Here is a 13798-nt window from a genome sequence, read left to right on the forward strand (position 1 = left end):
ACTTTTGCTTATTTCATAATTATTTCACAAATCCCCTCTTTCTTTTTCCTTTGCTCCATGATACAATATTGATATGTTACTTTTATATATTTAATGTGATGTTTCGTCATCTATATCTGCTAAACAGACAAAATATATCCAACCATACAGGAAAAATGATCATGACCAAATACGAAGCACTTAAAAAATATTTCGGCTACGCTTCCTTCCGTGAAGGTCAGGAAACGATTGTAGATGCTCTGCTTTCGGGCCGCGACGCTATGGGTATTATGCCAACCGGCGCCGGCAAATCACTCTGTTATCAGATCCCGGCACTTTTATTCCCTGGCATTACAATTGTGATATCCCCATTGATTTCTCTCATGAAAGATCAGGTAGCCACACTGAACCAGATCGGCATTCATGCTGCTTATCTGAACAGCTCCCTGACATCGGGCCAATATAGAACTGCTTTGCAGAATCTGGTCCGAGGCCAATACAAAATCGTATACGTAGCCCCGGAACGGCTTTTTACAGACAGCTTTGTTGAGGCTGCACGCAGGATTGATATCTCCATGATCAGTGTAGACGAAGCACACTGTATCTCCCAGTGGGGCCAGGATTTTCGTCCCAGCTACCTCCGTATTCCTGATTTTCTGGAGGATCTTGCGCAACGCCCTGTCATCGGCGCTTTTACAGCCACGGCAACACGTGAAGTACGTGAAGATATCCTCGCCCTCCTTGATTTGCAAAATCCTGCATACATCGTTACTGGATTTGATCGAAAAAATCTGAAGTTTATCGTCCAACAACCCGAAAACAAGCTGCGAACTGTGTTCGAAATCCTCAAATCACGCCAGAATGAATGTGGAATCATCTATTGCCTGACCCGAAAAATTGTAGAAGAAGTCTGCGAAGAGCTGATTCGTAAAGGCTATTCAGCCACAAGGTATCACGCCGGTCTCTCCGATAAAGAACGGCATCACAATCAGGATGATTTTCTATACGACCGAAAACAAATCATGGTAGCCACCACCTGATACGGATGTGGAAACTGCAAACGCCATTCAAGCTCGCGAACAAGAACGCCTCAAACAAATGACCTTCTACTGCTTTACAAACGACTGTCTGCGTGCATATATTCTCCGTTACTTTGTCGAATACGGAGAAGGTTATTGCGGAAACTGTTCCAATTGCCTGACACAGTTTGAAGAAAAAGACATGACAGAAACCGCAAGCAAACTGATCGCATGCATTAAAAACAACCGCCGTGCATATGGCCTTGTCACGATTGCTGACATCGTACATGGCAGTAGAAATACCAAAATTCTCCGTGCACACCTCGATCAAAATCCATACTACGGTTCCTGCAAAGACATTCCCATTTACCTTCTTCGCCAAGTACTGAACAGCCTTGTCATACACGGAAACCTTAAAATTTCCGACGGCGAATACCGCGTTTTGGAGTTTTTTCGGACCAAACGCTTACACAAATGTGTATTTTGCTGCCTAAAACAAAAGAAGAAATGCTGTCTATCTCTGGTATCGGTGAAATGAAATATGCCAAATACGGCGACCGTTTTCTTTCTGTAATACAGAACAGATGAAATAAAATTCTTTTCTCCTATCGAAAAAACAGAGGGTACATCCAAAATGTTCCCTCTGCTTTTTAACAGACTGCTTTCCTTTTATCCCTTTCTGATCCAATCACAGCTATTCCGTCTAATTCATGTTATCCGGATACAAGAGCTCTTCCATACGGCTATCTTCCAAGTCATATTCCTCATACAACGCTTTTCTTACCCTTTCATCCTGAACTGCCCGTTTCAGATCATCCATTCTTCCATCACCAAGGAGTAATTCTGTCAACGCTGCAAAAAGCTTTTCTCCCTCCTGTCGCCCCTCCCTTATTCCTTTCTTTCTACCTTCCTTTATTCCTTCTTTTATGCCCTTTTCTCTTCCTTCTTTTATCCCTTCTTTTATACCCTCTTCTCTGCCTTCTTCTATTGCCCCTTTTCGTGCCAGTTCCATCTGTCGCTGTTCATCGTATTCAAATATACTCACTTTTAACACCTCCGCCCTGTTTTTCCTAAAAAAGTCTGACAACACATCCTCTTCTATACACGCTTCGATTGCCAAATCAACTGCTTCAGAAAACGATTGATTCTGTCCATACTTGCGTACTTTATCTACAAAAACTGCATAATCGGACAGCAGCTTGCATCGTTCCATGAGCAACTTATTACAGCCAGCGTTAATATTCCACACTTCGGTTCTCAATTCTAACGCCGGAATTTCTGTTTTTGTTGCAAAAGCATCTGACAATTTTAGTTCAAACCGCTCCGGCAATTCCTCTTTCCCATTATAAAACACAACAAACCTTGCCTCTGGGATTTTTACTATCCGTGGTCCATAAAGGTTCTCATCTCTTGTCAAACCTGAATATAAACTGCTCACATAAAATAAATTTCTAAGCGGCATGTTCGGGTTATTGGTCGATTGATGCTCATACAAATTTAAGTGATCATACAAAAGAAAAGAAACGTCGTTTTTCATCCCAAGATACACCGCATTTTCCAGTGTCGTTACCACCAACTCCTCTGGCTCTTGATAATCGGTTCCATTCATTGCATTATACAGCTGCAACAGACTTTCCTTCTCTTTGAAAATCATGCGAAAAACACGATCTTTGTATGCGCGCAAAGGTACAACCGCCCTTTCGCTGCACTCCTGATTTTGATAATCAATTTGGTTCTGTCGTAACTCATATCCATTTTCTTTTCTTAAATCCCTGTTTTCTTTCATTCAATGTCCTCCTTTTACTTTCTGAGAGGACTCTGTTTTTGTGAAATCCTCTCTGCATTTTTTTGAATCAGCATCAAGAATTTCTATTTCTGCAGAACGCAGTAGAAAAACAGAATGGCATTTGCCATTAAGAACTATAAAGAAATACAATGCTTGATAAAATTATAACATCCAGTACGATATCTGTCATCTTCTTTTCAAAATCTTCGCAGTCTTTTCTGTCGTCTCAACTGTGAGCCATAACAAAATTGTTCTTGCTACAGCAAACAATCTCTTATAAATACAATCTTATTGCTGCCTTTTGACCACCGGAATCCATACCTCATACTGCGCATTTTGTGGATCTGGATTCAAATAAACCTCAATATCCGGAGCATTCGCATATTCATATCCGGAAGCCGGCAACCACTCTGTAATTATGCGTCGCTCCAATTCTTGCACAGACTGGTTGGTTCCTGTACCGGAAAAAATTGCCCAGGTAGATGCCGGTACAACGTATTCTTCAAATTCACCGGTTGCCTGTGTACTCGAAACGGCAATAAAATATTTCCACTGTTCGGTGTCATTACAAGCACTGACGCCCAAAAGTCCCATAGGAAAAACATCCATCAATCCTGCCAGCTTCTGAATTGTTCCGTCTGCCACAGCCTTCTGCCACATATCTGGTACAACTGCAAAATTCTGTTCAATTTCCTGCTGAAGCGGCCTTGACACACCGACAATCCGAAAAGCATCCTTTGTTTCAATCCGATAGTTCAACTCCGCAGCGCCTTTTACAGCAATGCTAAAAACTATAGGAGAAAAAGACTTCACAGACACCCCTTCGTTTTTTACACAGGATGGAGCGATCCCATGAAAAGCCTGAAACGCTCTGTTAAATGCAGTCGGCGAATGATACCCATATTTTTCTGCAACATCAATAATTTTTTCATTTCCCCCCTGCAGATCTACAGCTGCCAGCGACATTTTCCGTCTGCGAATGTATTCTGCCAAAGTGATACCCGCCATATAGGTAAACATTCTTTGCATATGATACGCCGAGCAACAGGCTATCCGCCCAAGTTGTGCATAATCAATCTCATCTGTCAGATGCTCCTCAATATAATCCATACTCTGGTTTAATTTTTCAACCCATTCCATCCGTCTCTCTCCTCCTATATAAATTCAACGCATTTATACCAACATTTTCTTTATTATAAAGCATTTGCCCGAAATTTGCCTCTCTATTCTTGCACAAAAAAGAGAGTTTTTTCTACCTTGTGGAACCGGATTTTGACAGTCTACATGCTATCATAGTACTTAAAAATGTAAGTATCCCCAAACTTAAAAGAATCGCTCCACTTCGTCTTTCCTCCACATTGCCACTTCTCATTTCTCCCTGCTGCCTGTGATCCGGAAAAGTTTCTTTCGTCCATTGATTTGTATTTTCCGCATCCCCTATCTCTTCCTTTTCCAATTCTTCCTTTTCCTTTATTGTATTCCCGGCACTTTCCCCATCTATGTTTTTTTCATCACTGCTTCCTGTTCCACTGTTCTTTTCTTCTGCGTTATTGTCTGTTGCAGCAGTCCGCCTTCTTTCCTCTTCTTCTCTGGCGCTTGGCCTGACCTTCTGGTAATTCCCAGCTTCCTCCTTCTTTTCTCCAACATATACCGGTATTTCTTCACTCCAGTACTCATTCCCCGACAAATCGCGTAAAAACACCTGATAAGTCTGCCAGTATTCCGCTTTCTCTACCTTTATTTTCAAGGGGCTGTCATTTTTCCCGACCTCTTCACGCAGCAGTACACTGTTGTGATAAATCCTGATCACATCCATTCCTATATTATCATGTGGTACAATGCAAGCTGTTATTTCTTTTGCTTCATACACTTCCCCTGCCTCTAACCCAGTCACCGTGCAAGTCGGTGCTGTCCAGTCAAGCGCAAAAGCCAATCGTTTTCCCTGTATTCCCGTATCGCTCACATTTTTTGCCCGATCGCTTGAAGAGAGCAGTAATTCATATACTCCTTCTTTTTTAAAATATCCGGCCGGAATTGTGTATTCATAACGTTTCCAGGTCTCACGGCTTCCCTGCATTGTAACATGATAATCCTGGCCCCGTATGAGCTTATGCAGTTCGCCGTCACACCGGCAAAAAATCTCGGTTCCACTCACATAGTCTATATTTGTCTCATATAAAACAATATCTTTGGGTTCTGAAAGATAATAATGTCCCAACTGCTCTCTCGTATCTTTGGAAAGATCGTATACAGAACCGAAACGATTCACAGAAAAATCAAAGCTCTTTTTCGTTTTATTCCCTGATATGTCTTCTGCAAAAACCTCCATTTGATAGACATCATCGTAACTTTTCTGTTTGGGAAAATCAAAATATTCCATTACAGCACCTTCCCGGTTTTCCGATTTTTCTCTCACAGAAGGCATCTTTCCTCCATTTCTTCCTTGAATGCTGATTTTCATAGAACCCGCCTTATAATTGACATCCTGGCAAGATATTTTAATATTCACTTTCCCCGCATTTGCTGTCTCTGCCCCTACACCTTCGATCAGAATCTCCGGCGCTGTCCGATCAACACAAATCATATCGCTTTCCGAAAATGCGAGATTTCCCACCTGGTCTTCCGTTCGAACATATACGCGATATGTTCCCTCCTGATCAATCAAAACCTCTTCCCCATTTCGACACGGGTACCATGTGATCGAATCCGGCTCTTCCAGAACTTCCCCGTCTTTGCTGCAACGTATTACTGTATAATCAGAATTTTTCAGTCCGCTTTTTCCATCCGGTGCAATCAATATCATCGAACGAGCTGCCTGCGCCGTATAAACAATTCCTTCTTCCCGGATACCAGGCAGAAAAACCGCTGCCTCCGGTGCTTCTCCGTCCACATAATAAGCTTCCTTCTGAAGTGCTGATTCTTCTGTAACATTTCCTTCCTGATCCGTCTTTTGCAGTCGAAATGTCAGAGTTCCGTCCTCCCGGATATTCATTCGGCTGGCTCCACGGCCATAACCACCCGATTTTGTTTCCACATAGAGATTGCTTCCTGCTCGTACCCACAGCCGATCATTTGCATCTCGATACCAAGCATTCTGTTCTCCCCGTATCTCATATTCTTTCCCACGTTGTACTTTTTGCGGCTGTTTCTCTGTTTCAGTCTGCCTGGCTGTTTCTTGTTCCGGTTCTGTACCTGATTCATTTTCTACAGATTCCTCCGTTCTGTTTTCTGTTTCGCTTTCGTTTTCCGTTACAGTTTCCGTTTCAACCTCACTTTCCCCTTCTTCCGATGCAACCTCTGTTTCAACAACGCAGCCTTCTTCTGTTGTAGCTTCTGTTTCAACCTCACTTTCCCCTTCCAGTACAATCTCTGTTTCAACAACACAGCCTTCTTCTGTTGTAGCTTCTGTTTCAACCCCACTTTCCCCTTCCGATACAACCTCCGTTTCAGCTTCACTTCCTTTTTCTGATACAGTTTCTGTTTCAACCTCACTTTCCCCTTCTGGTACAACCTCTGTTTCAATTCTACCTTCTTCTTCCGTTATAGCTTCTGTTTCTCCCTCACTTTCCCCTTCTGGTACAACCTCTGTTTCAACTCCACTTCCTGCTTCCGTTACATCTTCGGTTTCAGCTTCACTCTTCTTTTCCGTTACAGCTTCCGCTAGTTTCGATTCCGTCTCAGTCTCGCTTTCTGACTCATATTCTAATTGGTACACGCTATCCCTTTTTTCCACAATACCCTGAAATTCTTTTTCTGTCATTCCACCAAATGCAAACGTAGATCGGTATTCCGGACAAAAAAAACGGCCGGTACAAAGCAAAAAGATAGTCAGAATCAGAGATAACAAAATTCCTGCCATCCAATATACTTTCTTTTTTCTTTGATTGTCCCGTCCACTCGTTATTACATTCTTGTTGACGTTCTCTTTCTGATCTTCTCCGTCCCTGAACCTGTTTTCTCCTTTCTCAATTTCGTTGCGATCTCTCCATTTACTACTCTTGTCTTTTCCAATACAACTATTTTTCAAATACAGTACCCCCTATTCTTTCATAAACTCGCATAATTGAGACCCTTGCCTCGTTGCACTGTTCCTTTGCCTTCTCCAGGTCTGTTGCTTCCATCTCTTTCCCCGTTCTCTGAAAAAAGTTTTCTAATAATTCCAATAATTTTTTCACTGTCTCGTATGATTCCCCTGATTCATAAATCTCCTGCATATGAAACAGCATGCAGCCAAGCAGCTCGTCTGCAACATGAAGCTGCACGCCACGGCCCTCCTTTTCCAGGGAATCCAAAGCCCAGAGTCTCTTCAAATCTTCCCAATAACTACTGTATTTCGCTCCCATAAAGCCCTCTGCATCCCTTTTTCCCAGCCTCTCGTAATAACCGCTGATTTCTGCATGAATCTTTGCTGATTCCAGCCATGCGGACTCTTGCTCGCATGCATCCTTGTTTTCTTTCTGTTCTCCTGATTCTACTTGCTTTCGTTGCAGATCCACCGCTGCTTCAAACCAATTTGCCGCGGCCCGTTTCCCTCCGGTTCCGCTATAGAAATACCAATAAAGCATTCCCATGCGATATGCCAGTTCCCGGTATGCCGAATTGTTCGTACTTTTCTGATATTCCAAAAAAGTCCATTCTTCTCCGGGCAGTACTGTGTAAATCAGTTTTCTTACTGCTTCCTCCTCCCCTTCATCAAAGATATAATCACTCCCGATCCGTTCAAGCAGCAGAAAACACCACTCGTTTCTACCGGGACATAGCTTCACTGCCTCCTCAAAACATCCCACTGCCAGACTAAAACCAAGCGCCTCTGACCGTTCCAAAAGAAGATCATACTTCTTCCTGTTCTGCCGGACGGCGATCTCCGAAAACATCCCGGTATACAGCAGATGGCTCCATGCAAATCCCAGTACTACAGCCAAAAATACTACCACGCCAATACTCTTTTGCATCCGCCTGTACCAGTGGTATCGGAGTCTCACAAGCGCAAACGCTTTCTGAACTTCCTGAAAATCAGTAAAACGTCCCTCTGGTTCCGGAGACAGACACCTCTCCACAATCTGTCTAACCCCTCTCTTGCACCTCTTCTGCCACGGCGAATTCCATTCCATTTTTTTCGTTTGGGCCACTACAGGCCGTTTTTCGCACAAATAAAAATATAAAAGTGCCCCATAACCATAAATATCCGCCCGCACATCAATTCTTTTTCCCTGTTGTTTCTGCTCAGGCGCAGCAAAACCTGGTGTACCATAATGTCCCTGCGTCTCTCCCCAGGCTTCTAAAATTGCCGCACCAAAATCAATCAGAACCAAACTTCCATCCTGACGTAAAAGTACATTTGTTGGCTTAAGATCAAGATGCAAAATCGGACACGGTCTTGTATGTAAATAGATCAATATCTCTGAGAGCTGACGGGCAATAGAAAAAAACTGTATCATGGACCGCTCTTCACAAGGTATCTCAGAGATATTTCTTCCGTTGATATATTCCATAATCAACCAAATTTGTTGTTCACCAATACAGATATCCAAAACCTGTGGTAAAGCAGAATGTCTGAGCCTTTTAATCAGCATCAGTTCCTGTAGGCGTCTTTGCGAGTTTTCGGTCCGAAAGCATTTGGCAGCACGCATTTGTTCTGTCGGCTTGTGAAATACAAGATACACCGTGCCGTCTCCGCCTCTGCCAATTTGTCTTATTTCTCTGTAATCTCTGTTGATAAAAATTTTTTCACATGACAAGCTGTCGTTTCTCATCTCCTGTCTGTATGGGATTTTCTTGCGAATGATAAAGTAAATGAAATAAATGATTAAGATGCTCAGAAGTTTTTAATGGCATAACAGTAATTATAGAAATGCCAAAATGATATTTGAAAATTGACCTGTATAAGATTTTGTTTGTTTAAATTCGACTTATTCTTATATGTTTTGTGACATTTTATCACATTGTTAGTTGTGTGTCAAGCAGTGTTTTCATACGGATTCTTATCATATTTTCATACAGATTTTTACCATACGTTTTTATAACAGATCATTTATGTTATAGAAGCAATCACAGCTCACTGTAACACTTATTCTAAACTCACGGTAACATTCCTTACAAATGACGATTGAATTTTCTGTTGTTTCACGGTATAATTGGGCCTAATGTGAGCACCCAAAAGTAAGATATGCACTGAAAAAATTGAGTTTACCAGGAGGTATTTTTATGTTATCCATTTGTGGTACCGATTGTTGCTGTAAATGTAATAAAAAAGAAGAATGTGGCGGCTGCATAAAAACAGACGGACATCCTTTTGGAGGAACCTGCATCGCCGCTGAGTACATAAAACAGACAGACCTTGAGGCATTCCAGATTTACAAAAATATTCTGATCCATGAATTCAACTCACTCGGAATTCAGAATCTGAAAATAAATGATCTGTATCTGCTGAATGGTTCTTACATCAACTTGGAGTACCATCTTCCGAGCGGGCAGTCGGTTAAATTGCTTGAAGATAACAACGTATATCTTGGAAATCAAGTGGAAATCCCCGGCCAGGACAGATGCTACGGCTTAGCTGCAGATCATCACTATCTTCTTGTATGTGAATACGGATGTGAGGGGAAAGATCCTCAGATAATCCTCTACAAAAAAAGATCGTAGATATAAATTATCAGAAGCATTCTCTGAAGTATTTCCAGATACATATCCCCTCTTGGTTATCTATAGCTCTATTCTAATACCCATATTGCTTTGCATATTTCCTGAACATTCCTGTTGCCAGAGCGAATGCCATAAGCTCTGCTGCAGGTGTGGCCAGCCACACACCATGCACGCCAAAAATCATCGGCAATACCAGCATCGCTATCATCATGAACACAAAAGACCTCGAAAATGCAAGTAGAGCTGAAATTTTACCGTTCGAAAGCGCTGTAAATAATCCGCTGGCAAAAATATTAAAGCCAATAAAAAGCAAAGCTACGGTACAAATCCGATTCCCGGTTACTGCCAGATCATACACCGGATTTTGCGAGGCGGCAAATACCGACACAAGTGGCCGGGTAAAGAAAAAAGAGAAAGTGGCTGTCAAAAAAGAAAAAACAGCAATGACTTTAAGGCTGACTGCAACCAGCTTCTTCAATTTTTCCCGATTCTGTTCCCCGTAATAGAAGCTGATCATAGGCGCAACTCCATACGAATAACCTGTGTACAGAGAACTTGCAAACATCAGTACATACATGATGATTGTAACAGCAGCAACTCCGTCTTCCCCCGCATAATGAAGCATCGTCCAGTTGAACATCACAGTAATAATCCCGGTGACAAGTGCGGTCGCCATTTCAGAACAGCCATTGAAAGCCGCTTCTGCGAGAACATGGAATCGAATCTTTGGTTTCTTAAAATGAAGAAGGCTGCTTTTTCGCTTAAAAACAAATACCCCAACCACTGCCGTTACAGAATATCCAAGCCCTGTCGCAACAGCCGCACCACCAATTCCCGTTCCAATCCAGGCAAGAAACACAAAATCGAGCACAATATTTAAAATGCCGCCCGCCACAGAACATCCAAACGAAAGAGCTGCCTTTCCGCCTGCAATCATATAAAGGGTAAAATTATTCATAAGCAGAATCGGAACTAGAAACAACAGGTAATGTCCCAGATATTCTACGCAATACGCCCGTACCTCTGCCGACAAATCCATGCCTGCAAAAACAGGCTCCATCACCAGATATCCAAGCACACACATCGCCAAACCTGCTATTACATTTACCAAAATCAAAAATGTAAAATCTTCGCGTGCTTCCTTTTCCTTTCCTGCTCCTGCCTTTCTCATGATCACTGCGCTGCCTCCCGTGGCAAGCATTGTCGATATGGCAGTCACAAGCTGCACAACCGGTGCGGTCAGATTAATGGCAGACAAAGCAGCCGTTCCGATCAGATTTGCGACAAACAGACCATCCACCATCGTATAAAACGCCATAAATACCGTCATAGCTATCGTAGGAACCGCGAACTTTAGAATGTTTTTCAATGTCACAGGCTTTACATATATATTTTGCTTTTCCATAAATTCATTTCCTCCTGTCTTGCATTTATCTCCTGTATCGCGTATCATAGACCATACAGTTACTGTACAGTCAAGAGTTTTTTTATTTTTCAGATTTAAGTTCAATTCAGAAAATTCAGGAGGTGCAGAGTCAAAATGAAGGAAAAAAACAAGCTTCTCACAATTGGCCAGTTTGCAGCGCTCCACGGCATCAATAAAAAAACGCTGATGTGGTATGATGAAATCGGCCTCTTTGGCCCAGCTGTTGTTCATCCGGAAAATGGATACCGCTATTACAGCTACCGGCAAAGCGCTCTACTCGAAACGATTCTTTTACTGCGTGAGCTGGATGTATCAGTAAACGAAATACAGGAATTTATGAAAAACCGATCTGCCCAAACCCTGAAAGATCTGCTGGAAGAAAACATAGCCGGACTGGACCTCAAGATCAACCATCTGGCCGCTGTCCGGAAAACATTATGCAATTATCGCCAGAATATGGAAACGCTGCTGGCTGCCGATTTATCTGAAATTACCCTAATTACCAAAGAGGACTGCTGCCTTGTAACAGTAGAAATTGATAAAGAGTTCTCCTATGACGACCAAGTAGAACGGGTTCTGGCGGAAACACAGAAATATCACCTTCGCCGTCTGCACGACGCCTCCTACGGAACGATGATATCTGTTGAAAACCTGTATCAAAAAAACTATGACGATTATTCCGCACTCTTCATTCAGATTCCTTTTTCCGTACAAAAAAAGGGGCTGCACATACAGCCCCGCGGAACCTATATAAAAGCATTTTACAAAGGAGACTGGACAAAAATGTCCACAAAATATGAAGAAATTTTCGATTATGTACAAAAACACAACCTTGAACTGACTGGGTTTTCGTATGAAATGATTATCAATGGAAACGTTACGGATCAACCGGAAGCTTCTGTGATACAAATCGAAATTCCGGTGCGCTGCAAAGCTTAAATCTTCTCAAATTCATTCTCGTATAAGCTCATGCACCAGCCCGGAGATATCACCGATACGTGTGATTGCCGCCCCATTATCCTGCACATCATTGCTCATGACACACAGAACATAGGCCGTCCCACCATCCTCCACAACTGCAATATCGTTTTCCACATAGTCACCATAATCACCTGCAAGCTCTCCCGTCTTATTTGCCACCGATGCGAAGGTTCCGGAAAGACCGGCTGGAATTTTATTCCGCCGAGTCTGATTCTGCAGGTAAACGTACATTTTTGCAGAAGCCTCCGCATTCACGCAGGTACCGTTGTAAATGCTTTCGAGCAATCTGCAACAATCGTCGGTTGAGGTATAATTGTCATCCGACGGATTTTCATCCAGAAATTTTCTGCCCAAGTGAGTACCCGTATATCCATTTTCCTCACAGAACTGATTTACGACTGCCATCCCGGCCTGTGCATCCCCGTTGCCGAGACGCTCAATCAGAAGATTTGAGGCATCATTATCGCTCACTGTAATCATATCTGTAATTTTCTGTTTCAGCTCACCTTCATACGACTCTGGAAAACTGATCTGCCGCTCCTCTGATTCAGGATAACAAATCCTGTCATAGATCGCAGCCATAATAAATACCTTGATAATGCTGGCTGATTTCAGTTTCTGGCTTCCGCCAATGCTTCCTTTCGCTCCTGTTTCAAAATCCTGAATGCTGACAGACCACTTTTCCCCCTGTGCAGTGGCCGGAGTAATGAGTTCTTCTTCCAGACGCTTCACAACTTGATCCATTTTCTTCTGACTTTCCTTGGAGACCTCTTTTTTCTTCAGGCCTTTTTCCGTGAAATATCGGTCAATGCCGTCCGCAATACCGGTTGCCATAAGTGGCTGAACCGTGGCGTCTGCCATACGCTGATCGTCTTCCTGATTTGTCATAAAACCCATTTCAAGAATCATAACCGGCAGCTTGCTCCAGTTGATTCCGGTCATATTGTCATAATACTGGACCCCAAGTGAAGAAAACGATGCCTTTTCACAGTACCCATTTAAGATACACTCTGCCAAAAGATAGGAATCAGCAGCCAGATCTCCGATGTATGGATTAGAAGCAGACGGTACCATGGCCAGCGCACCGCTGACACTGGAATCATCCGAACCATTTGCATGAATCCGGACATAAATGTCACCGCCCTTGTCGTAGGCCATCAACGCTCGCTCGGAATTGCTGATCGCCGCATCATGATCCTCCCGTGTAAGGATTACCTCATAGCCTCGCTTTTCCAGCTCCTCTTTCAACAATAAAGAAATCTCCAGATTCAGCTCATACTCTGCCTTGCCACTGAACGGACTCTGCGTACCGGTACTCGCTTTCGCTTTCATCTCAGAAGAACCCGGACCATTTGGTTCCGTATCGCTCATATTCACCCAGCTCCCCTGATGGCCCGGATCAATTGCCACAACAAGCTTTTCTGCCAACTCAGTTTCTGTCACGAAATCCCCTTCCGTCTCCGGATCTCTCTCCGTTTCCGACTTCATTTCCGACTTGGTTTCTGATTCAGCGTTCATCTGTGCCTTGTTTTCTGTACCTGCTTCAGACTCCACCCCTTTTTGACTTTTCGGAGAAGCCGTTCCCAGCTTTGCGCCGCTCTTTGTGTCTTTTGACTGCGAATTTGTATCGTCAGTCTCTGATATGTTTCCTGATTGTAGCTCCTGCTCCTTTTTCGCACGTTCCGAGCTTTTCCGGCTATTCTCCTGCCGCAGCACCATCATTCCAAGAATCCCGGCACAGAACATCAGTACAAGAACCAGAACCGTCAATCTTTTTGTCTGAAAAAACGTTCTCTTTTTTCTATCCCTTTTCATCTAGTTATTCCCCTGTTCCTTTCTGATTTACACTGTTTTTTATCCTTCACATATCCACTGCAAACAAAACCTTTTCCATGTCAAACTTCCGGATTATTGCCAAATCATTTGAAAAGAGGTTCTCCTCACTGCAAAAATTATACCGCCGGA

At 42.9% G+C, this 13798-nt stretch carries 9 protein-coding genes and 1 pseudogene; 4 read left to right on the top strand and 6 right to left on the bottom strand.

Annotated elements, in window-relative coordinates; all coding sequences use genetic code 11:
- Positions 1-161: 161 nt before the first annotated feature.
- Both AC6I2O_RS02810 and AC6I2O_RS02815 read left to right on the top strand, forming a co-directional pair.
- Positions 162-1386: pseudogene (locus AC6I2O_RS02810) on the top strand (RecQ family ATP-dependent DNA helicase); the annotation flags it as partial.
- 86 nt (positions 1387-1472) lie between these two features.
- Positions 1473-1586 carry an HRDC domain-containing protein gene (locus AC6I2O_RS02815; protein ID WP_497741740.1) on the top strand — a complete coding sequence of 38 codons (114 nt, stop codon included), beginning with the start codon at positions 1473-1475 and terminating at the stop codon, positions 1584-1586.
- Between the two features lie 115 nt (positions 1587-1701).
- On the opposite strand, the gene AC6I2O_RS02820 is transcribed toward AC6I2O_RS02815, so the two are convergent.
- From AC6I2O_RS02820 to AC6I2O_RS02835, 4 genes are all read right to left on the bottom strand, one after another.
- Positions 1702-2784 carry an RpnC/YadD family protein gene (locus tag AC6I2O_RS02820; protein ID WP_497741741.1) on the bottom strand — a complete coding sequence of 361 codons (1083 nt, stop codon included), beginning with the start codon at positions 2782-2784 and terminating at the stop codon, positions 1702-1704.
- 288 nt (positions 2785-3072) lie between these two features.
- Complete coding sequence (locus AC6I2O_RS02825) at positions 3073-3924, bottom strand: AraC family transcriptional regulator (RefSeq protein WP_497741742.1); 852 nt, start codon at positions 3922-3924, stop codon at positions 3073-3075.
- Positions 3925-4036: 112 nt separating this feature from the next.
- Complete coding sequence (locus AC6I2O_RS02830; RefSeq protein WP_497741743.1) at positions 4037-6811, bottom strand: hypothetical protein; 2775 nt, start codon at positions 6809-6811, stop codon at positions 4037-4039.
- Complete coding sequence (locus AC6I2O_RS02835) at positions 6801-8537, bottom strand: serine/threonine protein kinase (protein ID WP_120393311.1); 1737 nt, start codon at positions 8535-8537, stop codon at positions 6801-6803. Before AC6I2O_RS02835 ends, AC6I2O_RS02830 begins: the two co-directional genes overlap by 11 nt.
- Before the next feature lie 451 nt (positions 8538-8988).
- Between AC6I2O_RS02835 and AC6I2O_RS02840 the strand changes: the two genes are divergently transcribed.
- Entirely contained in the window at positions 8989-9426 is a 438-nt protein-coding gene (locus AC6I2O_RS02840; RefSeq protein ID WP_120393310.1) for a DUF3795 domain-containing protein, read from the top strand.
- A 73-nt stretch (positions 9427-9499) separates the two neighbouring features.
- On the opposite strand, the gene AC6I2O_RS02845 is transcribed toward AC6I2O_RS02840, so the two are convergent.
- The gene (locus tag AC6I2O_RS02845) at positions 9500-10831 is read right to left on the bottom strand and encodes an MATE family efflux transporter (RefSeq protein ID WP_120393309.1); all 1332 of its coding nucleotides are present in this window, start codon (positions 10829-10831) and stop codon (positions 9500-9502) included.
- Between the two features lie 135 nt (positions 10832-10966).
- Here AC6I2O_RS02845 and AC6I2O_RS02850 point away from each other — a divergent pair, with 135 nt between their 5' ends.
- Positions 10967-11791, top strand: a complete 825-nt coding sequence (locus AC6I2O_RS02850; protein WP_120393308.1) for a MerR family transcriptional regulator — start codon at positions 10967-10969, stop codon at positions 11789-11791.
- A 12-nt stretch (positions 11792-11803) separates the two neighbouring features.
- Here the strand turns inward: AC6I2O_RS02850 and AC6I2O_RS02855 are convergent, their stop codons facing one another.
- The gene (locus AC6I2O_RS02855) at positions 11804-13648 is read right to left on the bottom strand and encodes a serine hydrolase (RefSeq protein WP_497741744.1); all 1845 of its coding nucleotides are present in this window, start codon (positions 13646-13648) and stop codon (positions 11804-11806) included.
- Positions 13649-13798: the final 150 nt, after the last annotated feature.

Source organism: Blautia sp. St.27G3, assembly GCF_059728505.1.

What these genes read in the sequence shown, in the direction of transcription:
- AC6I2O_RS02815 (WP_497741740.1), top strand. Translation starts at nt 1,473, where the DNA reads ATGTGTATTTTGCTGCCTAAAACAAAAGAAGAAATGCTGTCTATCTCT.
- AC6I2O_RS02820 (WP_497741741.1), bottom strand. Translation starts at nt 2,784, where the DNA reads ATGAAAGAAAACAGGGATTTAAGAAAAGAAAATGGATATGAGTTACGA.
- AC6I2O_RS02825 (WP_497741742.1), bottom strand. Translation starts at nt 3,924, where the DNA reads ATGGAATGGGTTGAAAAATTAAACCAGAGTATGGATTATATTGAGGAG.
- AC6I2O_RS02835 (WP_120393311.1), bottom strand. Translation starts at nt 8,537, where the DNA reads ATGAGAAACGACAGCTTGTCATGTGAAAAAATTTTTATCAACAGAGAT.
- AC6I2O_RS02840 (WP_120393310.1), top strand. Translation starts at nt 8,989, where the DNA reads ATGTTATCCATTTGTGGTACCGATTGTTGCTGTAAATGTAATAAAAAA.
- AC6I2O_RS02845 (WP_120393309.1), bottom strand. Translation starts at nt 10,831, where the DNA reads ATGGAAAAGCAAAATATATATGTAAAGCCTGTGACATTGAAAAACATT.
- AC6I2O_RS02850 (WP_120393308.1), top strand. Translation starts at nt 10,967, where the DNA reads ATGAAGGAAAAAAACAAGCTTCTCACAATTGGCCAGTTTGCAGCGCTC.
- AC6I2O_RS02855 (WP_497741744.1), bottom strand. Translation starts at nt 13,648, where the DNA reads ATGAAAAGGGATAGAAAAAAGAGAACGTTTTTTCAGACAAAAAGATTG.